Here is a 16,776-nt window from a genome sequence, read left to right as displayed (position 1 = left end):
CTGGGCGTTTTTTTATGCGTGCGATTTATCAAAGAATTGCGCTGTGACAACTTGCCACAGCCGTAGAGCCCCTATACTGCAAGGCTTGGCAGTGGAGCCCTTGGGTAATTACCTTGTCAGAATTGGGGCTTTTCATTACCATTCGGCAAAATTTTTATAAGTACATAGATTTACTTAGTAGATGCCTGATTTAACAGGCCACAAAAGCTGATGGGAGAGGACTGAATGAGCAATGACGGCGTGAATGCAGGCCGGCGTCGCTTCTTGGTAGCAGCCACATCCGTGGTGGGTGCTGCAGGAGCGGTGGGGGCTGCGGTCCCGTTCGTGGGGTCATGGTTTCCCAGTGCCAAGGCGAAAGCCGCGGGTGCACCGGTGAAAGTGAATGTCAGCAAAATCGAGCCAGGCCAGCAGATGATTGCTGAGTGGCGCGGCCAGCCGGTATTCATTGTCCGCCGTACTCCGGAAATCCTGGGGAATCTGAAAAAGATCGAGGGCCAGCTGTCTGACCCAGACTCCAAGAACTCGACACAACCGACTTATGTCGACCCGGAAACGCGTTCGATCAAGCCAGAAGTACTGCTGCTGATCGGTATCTGCACACACCTGGGTTGCTCGCCGACCTTCCGTCCCGAAGTGGCACCTGCTGATCTGGGCAAGGACTGGGTAGGCGGTTATTTCTGCCCGTGCCACGGTTCCCACTACGATCTGGCTGGCCGCGTCTACAAGTCGCAACCTGCGCCTTTGAACCTGCCAGTTCCCCCGCATTCCTATGAGACCGACGACATCATTGTCATCGGCGTCGATACGGAGAAAGCGTGATGAGCAAGTTCATGGATTGGGTTGATGCGCGCTTTCCCGCGACCAAAATGTGGGAAGACCATCTCAGCAAGTACTACGCCCCGAAGAACTTCAACTTCTTCTATTTCTTTGGCTCCCTGGCACTGCTCGTTCTGGTTAACCAGATCGTCACCGGTGTCTGGCTGACCATGAGCTACACCCCGTCGGCAGAAGAGGCGTTTGCTTCCGTCGAATACATCATGCGCGACGTCGAGTACGGCTCGATCCTGCGTCTGCTGCACTCCACTGGCGCCTCGGCGTTCTTTATCGTGGTTTATCTGCACATGTTCCGTGGCCTGCTCTACGGTTCGTACCAGAAGCCGCGTGAGCTGGTGTGGGTCTTCGGCATGCTGATCTACCTGGCGCTGATGGCTGAAGCCTTCATGGGTTACCTGCTGCCGTGGGGCCAGATGTCCTACTGGGGTGCCCAGGTGATCATCTCGCTGTTCGGTGCGATCCCGGTCATCGGTAACGACCTGACCCAGTGGATCCGTGGTGACTACCTGATTTCCGGTATTACCCTGAACCGCTTCTTCGCCCTGCACGTTGTTGCGTTGCCGATCGTGATCCTCGGTCTGGTGGTGCTGCACGTTCTGGCGTTGCACGAAGTCGGTTCGAACAATCCGGACGGCGTCGACATCAAGAAACACAAGGACGAAAACGGCGTACCGCTGGACGGCATTGCCTTCCACCCGTACTACACCGTGAAAGATATCGTCGGCGTGGTGGTGTTCCTGTTCATCTTCTGCTCGATCGTGTTCTTCTTCCCGGAAATGGGTGGTTACTTCCTCGAGAAACCGAACTTCGAAGTGGCGAACGCCTTCAAGACCCCAGAGCACATCGCTCCGGTCTGGTACTTCACTCCGTTCTACGCGATTTTGCGGGCCATCCCGGACAAGCTCATGGGTGTTATTGCCATGGGTGCGTCGATCGCCATGCTGTTCGTCCTGCCGTGGCTGGACCGTAGCCCCGTCAAGTCGATGCGCTACAAAGGCTGGCTGAGCAGGATCTGGCTGTGGGTGTTCTGCATTTCGTTCGTGATCCTTGGCGTGCTGGGCGTGTTGGCCCCGACTCCTGAGCGGACGTTGCTGTCGCAGGTCTGTACCTTCCTGTACTTCGCCTACTTCATTCTGATGCCGTTCTACACCAGGCTCGAGAAGACCAAACCGGTTCCGGAAAGGGTGACTGGCTGATGAAAAAGTTATTTTTTGCGCTGATTTTTGCTGCTTTGCCTGTCCTGTCCTTCGCGGCTGAACATGGTGGTCCTGAGCTGGAAAAGGTCGACATCGACGTTTCCGACAAGGCTGCCATGCAAGATGGTGCACGTACCTTTGCCAACTATTGCATGGGCTGCCACAGCGCCAAGTTCCAGCGCTACGAGCGCGTTGCGGATGACCTGGGCATTCCCCATGAGCTGATGCTCTCGAACCTGGTATTCACCGGCGCCAAGATTGGCGACCACATGAGCATCGGCATGCAGCCGGCAGACGCCAAGGCCTGGTTCGGCGCGGCTCCGCCTGATCTGACGCTGGTGGCTCGTGTTCGCGGTACTGACTGGCTCTATGGCTACCTGAAGTCGTTCTACGAAGATCCGTCGCGTCCATGGGGCGTGAACAACAAGGTTTTCCCGAACGTCGGTATGCCTAACGTCCTGGCGGGCCTGCAAGGTCGTCAGATCATCGGTTGCAAGCAGGTTCAGATCGTCGAAGACGGCAAGAAGCAGTTTGACCCGCTGACCGGTACGCCTTTGACGCATGAAGCCTGTGATCAAATGACCATCGTGCCGAAAACGGGTGCCCTGACCGAAGAGCAGTTCGATGAGAAGGTCAAGAATCTGGTAACCTTCCTGGCTTACTCGGCTAACCCGGTTAAGTTGCAACATCAGCGCATTGGTACTTACGTCTTGCTGTACCTGGCGTTCTTCTTTGTGTTCGCTTATCTGCTCAAGCGCGAATACTGGAAAGATGTGCACTGATAAAGATTCAAGCAGTTGCTGTTAATCGCGCGCGCCCAAGGGCGCCTCTGAAGGTGTAACGAGTCTGGTGATCCAGGCGTTACGGGAGGCGTCCTCTGGGCGCGCTCGTTTTTCCGCTTTCGATAATTTCAACAAGCGAGGAGGACCGCCATGGGCGTGACCAATCGGTTGGCCTGTTACTCCGACCCCGCCGACCACTATTCCCACCGAGTGCGTATCGTACTTGCAGAGAAGGGTGTCAGCGCCGAGATCATTTACGTGGAAGCTGGTCGCCAGCCGCCTAAACTGATTGAGGTGAACCCTTACGGAAGCCTGCCCACCCTGGTCGATCGTGACCTGGCGTTGTGGGAGTCGACCGTGGTGATGGAATATCTGGATGAGCGTTACCCGCACCCGCCCTTGCTGCCGGTTTATCCTGTGGCGCGTGCAAACAGCCGTCTGCTGATTCATCGTATTCAGCGCGACTGGTGTGGCCTGGTGGATCTGATCCTGGATTCGAAGACCAAGGAAGCAGCCCGCGTCGTCGCTCGTAAAGAGCTGCGCGAGAGCCTGACGGGCGTGTCGCCGCTGTTCGCCGACAAGCCGTTTTTCCTCAGTGAGGAACAAAGTCTGGTGGACTGCTGCCTATTACCAATACTCTGGCGCTTGCCGATTTTGGGTATTGAACTGCCGCGGCCTGCCAAGCCGCTGCTTGATTATATGGAGCGCTCGTTTGCGCGTGAGGCTTTCCAGGCAAGTCTGTCTGGTGTCGAACGCGATATGCGCTAAGGCTTAAGGAGCCGCTATGAACTCCAGTCGACCTTATCTGGTCCGCGCGCTCTACGAGTGGATTGTGGACAACGATTGCACCCCGCACATGCTGGTCAATTCGGAATACCCATCGGTGCAGGTGCCTCAGGGCTTTGCCAGTGACGGTCAAATCGTCTTGAACGTGTCGCCACAAGCCGTGCGGCATTTGCACATGGACAACGAGGCGGTCAGCTTCGAAGGGCGCTTCGGCGGTGTGCCACACACCCTGTACGTGCCTATCGCCTCGATCCTGGGGATTTACGCCCGGGAGAACGGTCAGGGCATGGTGTTCGATCTGGAATCGCCTATGGAAGACGAAGAAGAGATTGAGCCGGATGATGATATTCCGCCACCCGACAGCGAGCCGCCGCGTCCCAGCGGTCGACCCAGTTTGAAAGTGGTGAAGTAATAAAAAAGGCGATCCGGATGGATCGCCTTTTTTATTACTTCCGTAGGAGCCGAGCTGGCTCGCGATGGCGATTCAAAGACGCCATCGCCGGCAAGCCGTGCTCCTACAGGTGGGAATCAGTCGATGTACTCAAACAGCTTCACAATCTTCTGCACGCCGGAAACGCCTTGTACCAGATTGGTCGCTTGAGCAGCTTCCTGTTTGGTCAGCAGGCCTAGCAAGTAGACGATGCCGTTTTCGGTCACCACCTTGATGCGCGAGCCGGGGATGTTGGCGTCTGCGAGCATCTGGGTCTTGATCTTGGTGGTCAGCCAGGCGTCGTTCTGGCGTGCCAGCAGCGAGGAGGGCGGCAGGATCTGCAATTCGTTGTGCACGGTTTTTACCCGCTGCACAGCGGCTGCGGCCTGCTCGGCCTTGGCCTTGAGGTCTTCGCGAGGCGTCTGCCCGGCGAGCAGCACCACACCATTGAAGCTGGTAACGACAATGTGCGAATCCTTGTCCAGGGCCGGGTCGGCCTTGGCCACGTTGACGCCGACTTTGGTATCGATCAGGGAGTCGTCGATCTTGCTGCCGAAGGTGCGTGTGCCACGGTCATCTTCAATCGGCGCTTCACGGCTGGCGTTAACCACCGAGGTGCAGCCGCTGATGCCGATCAGGCACAGGGTCAAGGCCATCAGGCCTAGGCGATTAGGGGTCATTCTTCACTCCCGAACAGTTGGCTGTCGATCAGATCGCAAAGGCAATGGATCGCCAGCAGGTGGACTTCCTGAATACGTGCGGTGACATTGGCCGGTACGCGAATCTCGACATCCTCGGGCAATAGCAGTGACGCCATGCCGCCGCCATCGCGACCGGTCAATGCTACGACAATCATTTCGCGATCATGTGCGGCCTGGATCGCCTGAATTATGTTTGCCGAGTTGCCGCTGGTGGAAATCGCCAGCAATACATCGCCTGGCTGGCCGAGGGCGCGGATCTGTTTGGAGAAGATTTCGTTGTAGCTGTAGTCGTTGGCAATCGAGGTGATCGTCGAGCTGTCGGTGGTCAGCGCGATGGCTGGCAGGCTCGGGCGCTCACGTTCGAAGCGGTTGAGCAGCTCTGACGAAAAGTGCTGGGCGTCGCCAGCGGAGCCGCCGTTGCCGCAGGAAAGCATTTTGCCCTCATTGAGCAGGGCGTTGACCATCACTTGGCTGGCTTGCTCGATGTGCGGTGCAAGTACGTCCATCGCCATTTGCTTGGTGTCGATACTGGCCTGAAAAAGCTGGCGAATTCGGGATTGCATGTCCATCTGTGTGACCTTAATTAGCGCGGCTACTCGGCACATGAATGTGCAGCCCGCAAAGCAAAGAGCAAAAGTGTTGGGTGTAGGTGTCCGGTTCGGGGCGCAAGCGATCAGCTGTCGAAGGCATTCTGAATCCAGTTCAACTGATCAAGATTGCTGTCGATGGCAACCACGTCGAAGCGGCAAGGGGAATTGGCCCAACGCGACTCGCGCTGAAGAAAATACTGCGCGGCGAAAATCAGTTTCTGCCGTTTGCGCTCATCGATGCTATCGAGCGCGCCACCCCATTGGGTATTTTTTCTGTAGCGGACTTCAACGAATACTACTGTATCGCCATCAAGCATGACCAGATCAAGCTCGCCGCGTTTACACAACCAGTTCTGCGCCAGCAGGCGCAGACCGTGTTGTTGAAGATGCTCGAGCGCATGGAGCTCGGCATCTTGACCGCTTTGCTGGCGTGACCTGTCAGGCATCAGTTCGGGGTGTCAGGCAGGCGTTGAACCTGGCCGTTGACGAACTGGGCCCAAGGCAACTGGCGCACGACGCGTTGGTTCTGGGTCATGCCCAGGCTGCCCGACTGGCCCGAGATGCGGCTGTCCGGCAAGGCCTTGAGTTGCCCCAGGCGTGGCGCCAGACGGTAGGCATCGACGCCCATGGCATACAGGCGACCGAGGCTGCCGCCGGCTTGTGGCCATTGTGCTGTCACTTGTTTGCGCAGTGGATCATTGGCATCCAGCAACCACGGGGTTTCGCAGAAGCGAATACCGTTCATGTCGTTGTACTGATTGACGTCACCGCTGGCACTGAACACGTGGGAGGTGGCGTAAACCGGCACATCGCCTGCGTACTGGAAGTTCAGGGTCGGTTTGATCTGCTGGGCCTGTTGCGGAGTGGCGGCCAGGAAGATGAACTCGATGTCCTGGCGACGTGAAGGCTGGGCAGCGACCTGCGAGCCTACGGTGCTTTGCAGGCTTTTCGCGCGGCCTTCGCTCTGGCGCAGCTGGAACATGTCAGCAATCTGCTGGGCCAGTTGAACCGGTTGGTCGACGCGTTCGGTGGCGACGATGCTGCCACCGTTGGCCTGCCAGTCCTGGCTGAAGGCGCGGAGTACACGATCGCCCCATTCGCCTTTTGGCACCATGATCGCGGCGCGATGCAGGCCATCGGCACGAGCGCGGCGAGACACTTCGCGGGCTTCGTCTTCAGCCGCCAGGCCAAATTGGAACAGTTGGGCCGGGCCTTGTTCGCCTTCGCTGTAGTTCAGTGCCAAGGTTGTGATTGGCAGTTGCGGACGCGAGCTAAGCTGTTTGACCAGCGGCTTCTCCAGCGGGCCAACCACCAGTTGCACGCCATCGGCCTGGGCCTTGCGGTAGAACTCGTCCATCGACGTCAGCTTCGAGCTGTCATAGAACTCGATGGCCGGTGGCTTCTGCCCGGCTTGTTGTGCCTGGTAGTGAGCCGCCATGAAACCTTCGCGCAATGCTTTGCCGACCGAGGCCAGCGGGCCGTCCTGTGGCAGTAGCAGGGCGATCTTGCTCAGGGGCTGGCTGGCCAGTTCCTTGAGGTTGGTCAGTGCCTGCGGCAGATGAACGGCGGCAGGGTGTTTAGGGTTTTGCGCGCGCCAGTTATCAATCGCGGCTTGCTGTTGTTCCAGCGTACCGGCCGATTTCACGGCCAGCGCCAGGCCCATCCAGCCACCGAGGTCGTCGGAGGTGGTGGGTTGCAGCTGCTCGGTAGGCAGTGAGGCGATCAGGGTCCAGATCGCTTCGTGGTTTTTGCTGGCTGCTTCACCGCTCAACATCGGCGCGATGAAAATACGCTCCCGTGCGGCGGCGAGCGTCTGGCCATCGGCTTCAAGGGCGCGAGCGTGAACAGTACCCGTGCGAACCTGTTGCTCGACGGGCAATTCACTCAGGTGTTGCAGGCTCGGATGGCTCAAGGCAGTCAGTGCCGCTTTGGGCTGGTTGCGCACCATCGCCAGTTCCGCCGCCAGCGTGCTGGCGAAGACTTGTGGGCCAGGCTTGAGTTGCTCGACCGGAACCAACTGCAGGATTTGCGCGGACTGGCCGGCATTCCCTTGTCGGTAGGCTGCGTCCGCTGCGCTCAAGCGCAACAGGGCGGCTTTTTCCGGATCCTTGCTTTGATTCGCCTGCTCGAGCAGTTGCTCGATACTGGCATCCGGGGTCCGTGGAAGTTCGCCAAGGCTGGAGGAGGGCGAGCTGGCGCAAGCCGCCAGCAAGGCAGCGAGGCAGAGGGCAGTGAACAGCCGCAGGCAAGCGATCATGTAGTGTTCCTGATACTCGATCAAATTAGCGTGGAATTGTACCCAAGCACTGGCCGGGGCGCGATGTTACTGGCGTGAATCGATCAATTTAGCTCGTGTAAATGTTGCAGCACTGCACAAATGGCGGAAAAACCCGTCAAGGGCCAGACGTATCGCAAGCGCCGCTACGCGCTACAATGTCGCCTTTTACCGATCATGAGGTGTGCGCTTTGACTGCTCCAGGTGCTTTGAATTCCGCTGCTGGCTCGCTTTATGTGGTGGCGACGCCCATCGGCAACCTGGACGACATCAGTGCGCGTGCGCTGAAGATCCTGCGCGACGTCGCGTTGATTGCTGCCGAAGACACGCGTCACTCCCAGCGTTTGATGCAGCATTTCGGTATCCCGACACCGTTGGCCGCCTGTCACGAACACAACGAGCGGGATGAAGGTAGCCGCTTTATCACCCGCCTGCTGGCCGGTGACGATGTAGCGCTGATCTCCGACGCCGGCACGCCGCTGATTTCCGATCCCGGTTATCACCTGGTGCGTCAGGCCCGTGCTGCGGGGATCAATGTGGTGCCGGTGCCGGGAGCTTGCGCCTTGATCGCGGCGCTGTCGGCAGCGGGTTTGCCATCCGACCGGTTCATTTTTGAGGGTTTCCTGCCGGCCAAGGCTGTCGGTCGTCGCGCTCGTCTTGAACTGGTAAAGGAAGAACCACGCACGCTGATTTTCTACGAAGCCCCGCACCGCATCCTTGAATGCCTGCAAGACATGGAGCTGGTGTTCGGTGGTGAGCGTCAGGCGTTGCTGGCTCGGGAAATCACCAAAACCTTTGAAACCCTTAAAGGCCTGCCATTGGCCGAGTTGCGCGAGTTCGTCGAGTCGGACAGCAATCAGCAGCGCGGTGAGTGTGTGGTGCTGGTGGCTGGCTGGGCTGCGCCTGAGACCGAGGACGCCGTCAGCAGCGAAGCGATGCGCATCCTCAATTTGTTGTTAGAGGAAATGCCGCTCAAGCGTGCAGCGGCATTGGCGGCGCAAATCACCGGCGAGCGCAAGAATGTGCTGTATCAGGTCGCACTGGATAAACAGAAGGGCGAGTAAAACCCGACGTGCAGGAGGGGCCAAAGGCGTTTAGCGCTTGTTCTTCGGCCGCTCTGCCGTTAACCTTCGCGGCGGAGAGTCGATCGGACAGTCGCTGCCCTCTATGAGAATTAGGGGGGGGAGGAAAGTCCGGGCTCCATAGGGCGAAGTGCCAGGTAATGCCTGGGAGGCGTGAGCCTACGGAAAGTGCCACAGAAAATAACCGCCTAAGCGCTTCGGCGCCGGTAAGGGTGAAAAGGTGCGGTAAGAGCGCACCGCACGTCTGGCAACAGTTCGTGGCTAGGTAAACCCCACTTGGAGCAAGACCAAATAGGGTCCCAAGGCGTGGCCCGCGCTGGGACCGGGTAGGTTGCTAAAGATGTCCAGTGATGGCCATCGTAGACGAATGACTGTTCAAGACAGAACCCGGCTTACAGATCGACTCTCCACCTTTTTCCCCTCCCTGTTTGAATCGTTGAACAGGGCGCCAGTGATGGCAGTTTCCCTCCGTTCAGAATCATCAGCAGAAGCACTTTCGTAATACCAAAAAAATCTTACTCTTAACAAACTACTTTAACTTTCGAACGCAGCCATCCGTGCTGATTCAAGTTATTGGGTCGAATGACACGTCAGATTCCCGTAACACCTCCTTCTGTGCTCCTAAATCTCAGTTCTGTAAGGGTTTTCCTTTAATCCGCGCCTTGACGGTGCGGTGGCCGCATTCCTATAGTGTGCGCAAGTGGCGGAAAGTGGCATGAAGTGGGTTTTTTGAACGTAAAACGCTAAAATTTGGAGAAACGCTGACGTGTTTCGCGGAGCTAACGCTATCAGTCTCGATGCAAAGGGCCGTCTCGCCATGCCGAGCCGGTACCGTGACGAGCTCGTTTCGCGTAGTTCCGGTCAGTTAATCGTCACAATCGATGCCGTTGATCCATGTTTGTGTGTTTACCCCCTCGATGAGTGGGAAATTATCGAAACCAAACTGCGCGCACTGCCTTCGCTTCGCGAAGAGAACCGCCGCCTGCAACGTTTACTGATTGGTAATGCCGTCGACCTCGAGCTCGATGGCAGTGGTCGTTTTCTGGTTCCACCGCGTCTTCGTGAATATGCCAAGTTGGATAAGCGCGCGATGTTGGTAGGCCAACTGAACAAGTTCCAATTGTGGGACGAGGATGCCTGGGATGCGGTTTCTGCCGCTGACCTGGCTGCTATTCAACAACCGGGCGCCATGCCTGATGAACTGCGTGATTTGATCCTGTGACTATTGATAGCGGCTTTAACCACATCACCGTACTGCTTGACGAAGCCGTCGAGGCTCTCGCCGTACGTCCTGATGGCTGCTATCTGGACGGTACGTTCGGGCGCGGCGGTCACAGCCGGCTGATCTTGAGTCAGCTGGGGCCTGATGGCCGGTTGCTCGGATTTGACAAGGATCCTCAAGCCATTGCCACCGGGCAGACGCTAGCGGCCGAAGACGGCCGCTTTGTCGTTGTGCAGCGCAGCTTTGCCGAGCTCGGTTCGGAAGTCGCCGACCGCGGTCTGGCCGGCAAGGTCAGCGGCGTTTTGCTCGACCTCGGCGTGTCTTCGCCGCAGCTCGACGACCCTGAGCGCGGCTTCAGTTTCCTCAATGACGGCCCGCTGGACATGCGCATGGACCCGTCCCGCGGGATCAGCGCTGCCGAGTTCGTCAACACCGCGCCGGTCGAAGAAATCGCTCGTGTGTTCAAAGAGTACGGCGAAGAACGTTTCTCCGGTCGTATGGCCCGTGCCGTCGCCGAGCGCCGCGACATCAAGCCGTTCGAGCGCACCGCCGACCTGGCCGAAGTCCTGAAAGTCGCCAACCCGGCGTGGGAAAAGGGCAAGAACCCGGCGACCCGTGCGTTCCAGGGCCTGCGCATTCACGTCAATAACGAATTGGGCGATCTGGAAGCCGGCCTCGAAGCGGCGCTGGAATGCCTGGAAGTCGGCGGCCGCCTGGTCGTCATCAGCTTCCACTCGCTGGAAGACCGCATCGTCAAACTGTTCATGCGCAAACTGGTTAAAGGTGAAGCCGACAACCTGCCGCGCAATCTGCCGGTGCGTCACGTCGCCTTCGAACCGATCATCAAAATCCATGGCAAAGCGCAGTCCGCCTCCGAGGCCGAACTCAAAGCCAACCCACGTTCCCGTAGCGCCGTCATGCGCGTCGCGGAGAAGCTGCGGTGAGCAAGCTTTTCGCCAAGCCACTGCCCGGCGGAAGCTTTTTCATGCTGCTGCTGTTTGTGGCCGTGCTTGTTTCGGCGATCGGCGTGTCGTACAGCGCTCACTGGAACCGTCAGCTGTTGAACTCGCTGTACAACGAGCTGAGCGTGCGCGACAAGGCGCAGGCCGAGTGGGGCCGCCTGATTCTCGAGCAGAGCACCTGGACCGCCCACAGCCGTATCGAAGTGCTGGCCACCGAACAACTGAAGATGCGCATTCCTGGCGCCGCTGAAGTGCAGATGGTGACGCCATGATGAAACTCGAAGGGGCAATGTTCCCATGGCGTTTTCGCGTGGTGCTGGGGCTGCTCGGCATCATGGTTGCGGCGATCTCCTGGCGCATCATCGACCTGCAAGTCATCGACCGTGCCTTTCTTAAAGGTCAGGGCGATGCGCGTAGTGTTCGTCATATTCCTATCCCGGCTCACCGTGGTCTGATCACCGACCGTAACGGCGAGCCTTTGGCCGTGAGTACGCCGGTCACCACGCTGTGGGCCAACGCCAAGGAAATGCAAACGGCCAAGGAAAAATGGCCGGCACTGGCGGCAGCGCTGGGTCAGGACCCGAAAGCCCTGGCTGAACGTCTCGAAGCCCAGGCCAACAAAGAATTCATCTATCTGGTGCGTGGGCTGACCCCCGAGCAGGGCCAGTCAGTGCTCGACCTGAAAGTACCGGGCGTCTACGGCATTGAAGAGTTCCGGCGTTTCTACCCGGCCGGTGAAGTGACCGCGCACATGGTCGGATTTACCGACATCGATGACCACGGTCGTGAAGGCGTCGAACTGGCTTATGACGAATGGCTCGCCGGGGTCGCCGGCAAGCGTCAGGTCATCAAGGACCGGCGCGGAAGGCTGATCAAGGATGTCCAGGTCACCAAAAACGCCAAGGCCGGCAAGCCCTTGGCGTTGTCCATTGACCTGCGCCTGCAATACCTGGCCAACCGCGAACTGCGTAACGCGATCATCGAGAACGGCGCCAAGGCTGGCAGCCTGGTGATCATGGACGTGAAGACCGGCGAGATCCTTGCCATGGTCAACCAGCCGACCTACAACCCGAACAACCGTCGCAACCTGCAACCGGCGATGATGCGTAACCGCGCGATGATCGACGTGTTCGAACCGGGTTCGACCATGAAAGCGATCTCGATGAGCGCCGCCATCGAGACCGGCCGCTGGAAACCGAGCGATACCGTCGAGGTGTACCCAGGCTCCTTGCAGATCGGCAAGTACACCATCAAGGACGTCTCGAAGACCGAAGGCCCGGTGCTCGACCTGACCGGGATTCTGATCAATTCCAGTAACGTCGGCATGAGTAAGGTCGCGTTCGATATCGGCGGCGAAACGATTTTCCGTCTGGCGCAAAAAGTCGGCCTCGGCCAGGACACCGGCCTCGGCTTCCCGGGCGAGCGCGTCGGCAACCTGCCGAACTACCGCGAATGGCGCAAGGCTGAAACCGCCACGCTGTCCTATGGCTACGGTATTTCCGTGACGGCGATCCAGCTGGTGCACGCCTTCTCGGCGCTGGCCAACAACGGTCGTCTCGCGCCGCTGACCCTGATCAAAACCGACAAGGCGCCGCAGACCACGCAAGTGCTGCCGGAAGCCGTCGCAAAAACCATGCAAGGCATGCTGACCCAGGTCATCGAAGCGCCGCGCGGTGTGTTCCGTGCGCAGGTGCCGGCGTATCACGTGGCCGGCAAGTCGGGTACTGCACGTAAAACGTCGGTGGGCACCAAGGGCTACGCCGAGAACTCTTACCGCTCGCTGTTCGCCGGCTTCGGCCCGATGAGCGATCCGCGTTACGCCATCGTCGTGGTGATCGACGAACCGACCAAGGCCGGTTACTTCGGTGGTCTGGTCTCGGCGCCGGTGTTCAGCAAAGTGATGTCCGGGACGCTGCGCCTGATGAACATCACGCCGGACAACCTGCCGCCGACACAAACCGCGAACGCGACTCCCGTTGTTCCGCTGAAAGCCAATGGAGGGCGCGGCTGATGTCTCTAAGTCTGAATAAAATTTTCGCCCACGCTGGCCGCGATCTATTGATCCGCGAATTGGCGCTCGACAGCCGCAACGTGCGCGCTGGCGACTTGTTTCTCGCTGTTCCTGGCGGGCGTTTCGACGGTCGTGCGCACATCGCCGACGCGCTGCAACGCGGCGCTGCCGCGGTGGCGTATGAAGTCGAAGGCTCGACCGTATTGCCGATCACCGACGTGCCGATGATTCCGGTCAAAGGCCTGGCCGCACAGCTGTCGGACATCGCCGGGCGCTTTTATGGCGACCCGAGCCGTCATTTGAACCTGGTGGGTGTGACCGGCACCAACGGCAAAACCAGCGTGACCCAATTGGTAGCCCAGGCGCTTGATCTGCTTGGCCAACATTGCGGCATCGTCGGCACGTTGGGCTGCGGTTTCCACGGCGCGCTGGAAAGCGGCCTGCACACCACGCCGAATCCAATCGCCGTGCAAGCGACCCTGGCCGACCTGAAAAAGGCCGGCGCCAAAGCGGTCGCCATGGAAGTCTCGTCCCACGGGCTGGATCAGGGCCGCGTCACGGCGCTGGCGTTTGATGTGGCGGTGATGACCAACCTGTCCCGCGATCACCTTGATTACCACGGCACCATGCAGGCCTATGGCGAAGCCAAGGCCAGGCTGTTTGCCTGGAATGATTTGAAGTGCCGGGTGGTGAACCTCGACGACGACTTCGGCCGGCAACTGGCCGCCGAAAAGCGTGAGTCGCGTTTGATCACCTACAGCCTCGAAGACAGCAGCGCCTACCTGTATTGCCGTGAAGCGCAATTTGATGACGAAGGTGTGCGCGCCACGTTGGTGACGCCGCAGGGCGAGCACCATTTGCGCAGCACCTTGCTCGGTCGCTTCAACCTGAGCAACGTGCTGGCCGCCGTCGGCGCGTTGCTCGGTCTGGATTATGCGCTGGACGAAATTCTCAACGTCCTGCCGAAGCTCGAAGGCCCGGCCGGTCGCATGCAGCGCCTCGGTGGCGGTACTCAGCCATTGGTGGTGGTCGATTACGCCCACACCCCGGATGCGCTGGAAAAAGTCCTGATGGCCCTGCGTCCACACGCCAAGGGTCGCTTGCTGTGCCTGTTCGGTTGCGGCGGTGATCGTGATCGCGGCAAGCGTCCGCTGATGGCCGAAGTGGTCGAGCGTCTGGCCGACGGCGTACTGGTCACCGATGACAACCCTCGCACCGAAGACCCGTCAGTAATCTTCGATGACATCCGCGCCGGCTTCACGGCTGTGGATAAAGTGACGTTCGTGGCCGGTCGTGGCCAGGCGATTGCCCAATTGATCGCCAGCGCTTCGGCGGATGACGTGATTGTCCTGGCCGGCAAAGGTCACGAGGACTATCAGGAAATCAACGGCGAGCGTCACGATTTTTCCGATCTGGTCGAGGCCGATCATGCCCTGACCGCGTGGGAGGTGGCCCATGCTTAAAGCCTTGAAACTGAGCGAGCTGACCGGGGCATTGAATGGCCAACTGCTCAATGCGGATGCCACATTTGATGGCGTCAGCATCGACAGTCGTGCGATCAAGCCCGGCCAACTGTTTGTTGCCCTGACCGGCCCGCGTTTCGACGGTCATGACTACCTGAACGACGTGGCCGACAAAGGTGCCGTAGCGGCGCTGGTCGAGCGTGAAGTCGCTGACAGCGCGTTGCCACAACTGCTGGTCAAGGACACTCGTCAAGCGCTCGGTCAACTGGGCGCATTGAACCGTGCCGCGTTCACCCACCCGGTTGCAGCCGTCACCGGTTCCAGCGGCAAGACCACGGTCAAGGAGATGCTTGCGAGCATCCTGCGCACGCGCGGTCCGGTACTGGCGACCCGTGGCAACCTGAACAACGACCTCGGCGTGCCGCTGACCTTGCTCGAACTCGCGCCGGAACACACCGCCGCCGTGATCGAACTCGGTGCTTCGCGCCTTGGCGAAATTGCCTACACCGTGGGCATGACCAAACCCCACGTGGCCATCCTCAACAACGCCGGGACTGCCCACGTTGGCGAGTTTGGCGGGCCGGAAAAAATCGTTGAAGCCAAAGGCGAAATTATCGAAGGGCTTGAGGCCGATGGCATCGCCGTTCTTAATCTCGACGACAAGGCTTTTGAAATCTGGAAGACCCGCGCTGCCGGTCGCAAAGTGCTGACGTTCGCCCTGAGCAACCTCAGCGCCGACTTCTATGCCAGCGACCTGGACCGCGACGCTCGTGGTTGCCCGGCGTTCAACCTGCACACGCCTGACGGTGTGGAGCGTGTTCAATTGAACCTGCTCGGCACGCATAACGTCGCCAACGCCATGGCCGCTGCCGCAGCCGCTCATGCCTTGGGCGTGTCGCTGTTCGGCATTGCCACCGGCCTGGCCGCCGTGCAACCGGTCAAGGGCCGCTCTGTCGCGCAATTGGCCACCAACGGCATGCGCGTGATTGATGACACGTACAACGCAAACCCGACCTCCATGTGCGCTGCCGTTGATATACTCGCCGGCTTTTCCGGTCGCACCGTTCTGGTGCTCGGGGATATCGGCGAGTTGGGCGATTGGGCGGAGCAGGGGCACCGCGATGTGGGCGAATACGCCCGCGGCAAAGTATCTGCGCTGTATGCCGTCGGACCCATGATGGTTCACGCCGTAAACGCTTTCGGTCCACAGGCCTTTCACTTCAGCACTCAGGCTGAACTGATCAAGGCGCTGGGCGCCGAGCAAGACACCAATACCACCATTTTGATCAAGGGTTCGCGCAGCGCTGCGATGGAAAACATCGTCGCCGCTTTGTGCGGGTCCAGTCTGGAGAAACATTAATGCTGCTGCTGCTAGCGGAGTATCTGCAACAGTTCTACAAAGGCTTCGCGGTCTTCCAGTACCTGACCCTGCGCGGGATTCTCGGTGTGCTGACCGCGCTGGTCTTGTCGCTGTGCTATGGCCCGTGGATGATCCGCACCCTGCAGAACCGTCAGATCGGCCAATCCGTTCGCAACGACGGTCCACAGTCGCACTTGTCCAAGTCGGGTACGCCGACCATGGGCGGTGCGTTGATTCTGTCGTCCATCGGCGTCAGCACCCTGCTCTGGGCTGATCTGAGCAACCGTTATGTCTGGACCGTGCTGCTGGTGACGTTGCTGTTCGGTGCCATCGGCTGGGTCGACGATTACCGCAAAGTGATCGAGAAGAACTCCCGTGGCTTGCCGAGTCGCTGGAAGTACTTCTGGCAGTCGGTGTTCGGTCTGGGCGCTGCGGTCTTCCTTTATATGACCGCGGCCACCCCGGTAGAAACCACCCTGATTTTGCCGATGCTCAAGGATTACAGCATTCCGCTGGGCGCAGGCTTCATCGTCCTGACCTACTTCGTGATCGTTGGCTCGAGCAACGCGGTCAACCTGACTGACGGCCTCGATGGCCTGGCGATCATGCCGACCGTGATGGTCGGCGGCGGTCTGGGGATCTTCTGCTACCTGTCGGGTAACGTGAAATTCGCTGAATACCTGCTGATTCCTTATGTACCGGGCGCGGGTGAACTGATCGTGTTCTGCGGTGCGCTGATCGGGGCGGGCCTCGGGTTCCTCTGGTTCAACACCTATCCGGCTCAAGTGTTCATGGGCGACGTCGGCGCACTGGCGCTGGGCGCCGCGCTGGGCACCATCGCGGTGATCGTCCGTCAGGAAATCGTCCTGTTCATCATGGGCGGTGTGTTCGTGATGGAGACCCTGTCGGTGGTCATCCAGGTTGCTTCTTTCAAGATGACCGGTCGCCGCGTGTTCCGCATGGCACCGATTCACCACCACTTTGAACTCAAGGGCTGGCCTGAGCCACGCGTGATCGTCCGTTTCTGGATCATCACCGTGATTCTCGTGCTGGTCGGCCTTGCCACCCTGAAGCTGAGGTAG

Annotated in this window: 17 protein-coding genes and 1 other RNA gene; 14 read left to right on the top strand and 4 right to left on the bottom strand. The window is 59.3% G+C overall.

Features of this window, described 5'->3' with window-relative positions:
• Window positions 1-225: 225 nt before the first annotated feature.
• From petA to H8F22_RS20515, 5 genes are all read left to right on the top strand, one after another.
• Window positions 226-819 carry a ubiquinol-cytochrome c reductase iron-sulfur subunit gene (petA, locus tag H8F22_RS20535; RefSeq protein ID WP_123435083.1) on the top strand — a complete coding sequence of 198 codons (594 nt, stop codon included), beginning with the start codon at window positions 226-228 and terminating at the stop codon, window positions 817-819.
• Window positions 819-2,030: a cytochrome b gene (locus H8F22_RS20530; RefSeq protein WP_027922676.1), complete on the top strand. Its 1,212-nt coding sequence runs from the start codon at window positions 819-821 to the stop codon at window positions 2,028-2,030. Before petA ends, H8F22_RS20530 begins: the two co-directional genes overlap by 1 nt.
• Entirely contained in the window at window positions 2,030-2,812 is a 783-nt protein-coding gene (locus tag H8F22_RS20525) for a cytochrome c1 (protein ID WP_027922677.1), read from the top strand. Before H8F22_RS20530 ends, H8F22_RS20525 begins: the two co-directional genes overlap by 1 nt.
• 150 nt (window positions 2,813-2,962) lie before the next feature.
• A complete protein-coding gene (locus tag H8F22_RS20520) occupies window positions 2,963-3,580 on the top strand; it encodes a glutathione S-transferase N-terminal domain-containing protein (protein ID WP_027922678.1) in 618 nt (205 codons plus the stop codon).
• Window positions 3,581-3,596: 16 nt separating this feature from the next.
• Window positions 3,597-4,010 (top strand): ClpXP protease specificity-enhancing factor, encoded by a 414-nt coding sequence (locus H8F22_RS20515; RefSeq protein ID WP_007943725.1) that lies wholly within the window; start codon window positions 3,597-3,599, stop codon window positions 4,008-4,010.
• 116 nt (window positions 4,011-4,126) lie between these two features.
• Here H8F22_RS20515 and H8F22_RS20510 read toward each other — a convergent pair whose 3' ends face one another.
• The 4 genes from H8F22_RS20510 to H8F22_RS20495 all read right to left on the bottom strand — a co-directional run bounded on the left by H8F22_RS20510 (window position 4,127) and on the right by H8F22_RS20495 (window position 7,576).
• A complete protein-coding gene (locus H8F22_RS20510; RefSeq protein ID WP_027922679.1) occupies window positions 4,127-4,708 on the bottom strand; it encodes a BON domain-containing protein in 582 nt (193 codons plus the stop codon).
• Complete coding sequence (locus H8F22_RS20505; RefSeq protein WP_008025961.1) at window positions 4,705-5,298, bottom strand: phosphoheptose isomerase; 594 nt, start codon at window positions 5,296-5,298, stop codon at window positions 4,705-4,707. The genes H8F22_RS20510 and H8F22_RS20505 overlap by 4 nt, the downstream gene beginning before the upstream one ends.
• Window positions 5,299-5,402: 104 nt before the next feature.
• Entirely contained in the window at window positions 5,403-5,765 is a 363-nt protein-coding gene (locus H8F22_RS20500; RefSeq protein WP_194940615.1) for a YraN family protein, read from the bottom strand.
• Window positions 5,765-7,576, bottom strand: coding sequence for a penicillin-binding protein activator (locus tag H8F22_RS20495; RefSeq protein WP_027922681.1), 1,812 nt, complete (start codon window positions 7,574-7,576; stop codon window positions 5,765-5,767). The genes H8F22_RS20500 and H8F22_RS20495 overlap by 1 nt, the downstream gene beginning before the upstream one ends.
• Before the next feature lie 176 nt (window positions 7,577-7,752).
• On the opposite strand from H8F22_RS20495, the gene rsmI reads away from it, so the two are divergent.
• The 9 genes from rsmI (at window position 7,753) to mraY (ending at window position 16,776) form a co-directional block, all read left to right on the top strand.
• A complete protein-coding gene (gene rsmI / locus H8F22_RS20490) occupies window positions 7,753-8,658 on the top strand; it encodes a 16S rRNA (cytidine(1402)-2'-O)-methyltransferase (protein ID WP_170219129.1) in 906 nt (301 codons plus the stop codon).
• 75 nt (window positions 8,659-8,733) lie between these two features.
• Window positions 8,734-9,087, top strand: an RNA gene (rnpB, locus tag H8F22_RS20485) — RNase P RNA component class A.
• Between the two features lie 355 nt (window positions 9,088-9,442).
• Window positions 9,443-9,898 (top strand): division/cell wall cluster transcriptional repressor MraZ, encoded by a 456-nt coding sequence (gene mraZ / locus H8F22_RS20480; RefSeq protein WP_008147486.1) that lies wholly within the window; start codon window positions 9,443-9,445, stop codon window positions 9,896-9,898.
• On the top strand, window positions 9,895-10,842 hold the full coding sequence (gene rsmH / locus H8F22_RS20475) for a 16S rRNA (cytosine(1402)-N(4))-methyltransferase RsmH (RefSeq protein WP_027922683.1): 948 nt from the start codon (window positions 9,895-9,897) through the stop codon (window positions 10,840-10,842). The genes mraZ and rsmH overlap by 4 nt, the downstream gene beginning before the upstream one ends.
• Complete coding sequence (ftsL, locus tag H8F22_RS20470) at window positions 10,839-11,132, top strand: cell division protein FtsL (protein WP_027922684.1); 294 nt, start codon at window positions 10,839-10,841, stop codon at window positions 11,130-11,132. The genes rsmH and ftsL overlap by 4 nt, the downstream gene beginning before the upstream one ends.
• Window positions 11,132-12,871: a peptidoglycan D,D-transpeptidase FtsI family protein gene (locus H8F22_RS20465; RefSeq protein ID WP_172825972.1), complete on the top strand. Its 1,740-nt coding sequence runs from the start codon at window positions 11,132-11,134 to the stop codon at window positions 12,869-12,871. Before ftsL ends, H8F22_RS20465 begins: the two co-directional genes overlap by 1 nt.
• Window positions 12,871-14,334 carry a UDP-N-acetylmuramoyl-L-alanyl-D-glutamate--2,6-diaminopimelate ligase gene (locus H8F22_RS20460; RefSeq protein WP_194940614.1) on the top strand — a complete coding sequence of 488 codons (1,464 nt, stop codon included), beginning with the start codon at window positions 12,871-12,873 and terminating at the stop codon, window positions 14,332-14,334. The genes H8F22_RS20465 and H8F22_RS20460 overlap by 1 nt, the downstream gene beginning before the upstream one ends.
• Window positions 14,327-15,694 (top strand): UDP-N-acetylmuramoyl-tripeptide--D-alanyl-D-alanine ligase, encoded by a 1,368-nt coding sequence (locus H8F22_RS20455; protein ID WP_194940613.1) that lies wholly within the window; start codon window positions 14,327-14,329, stop codon window positions 15,692-15,694. The genes H8F22_RS20460 and H8F22_RS20455 overlap by 8 nt, the downstream gene beginning before the upstream one ends.
• The gene (gene mraY / locus H8F22_RS20450; protein ID WP_027922688.1) at window positions 15,694-16,776 is read left to right on the top strand and encodes a phospho-N-acetylmuramoyl-pentapeptide-transferase; all 1,083 of its coding nucleotides are present in this window, start codon (window positions 15,694-15,696) and stop codon (window positions 16,774-16,776) included. The genes H8F22_RS20455 and mraY overlap by 1 nt, the downstream gene beginning before the upstream one ends.

It is taken from the genome of Pseudomonas mucoides, assembly GCF_015461845.1.
Classification (GTDB): domain Bacteria; phylum Pseudomonadota; class Gammaproteobacteria; order Pseudomonadales; family Pseudomonadaceae; genus Aquipseudomonas; species Aquipseudomonas mucoides.
The sequence above is the reverse complement of the archived record's forward strand: the minus strand, read 5'-3'. Positions and strand labels throughout refer to the sequence as shown.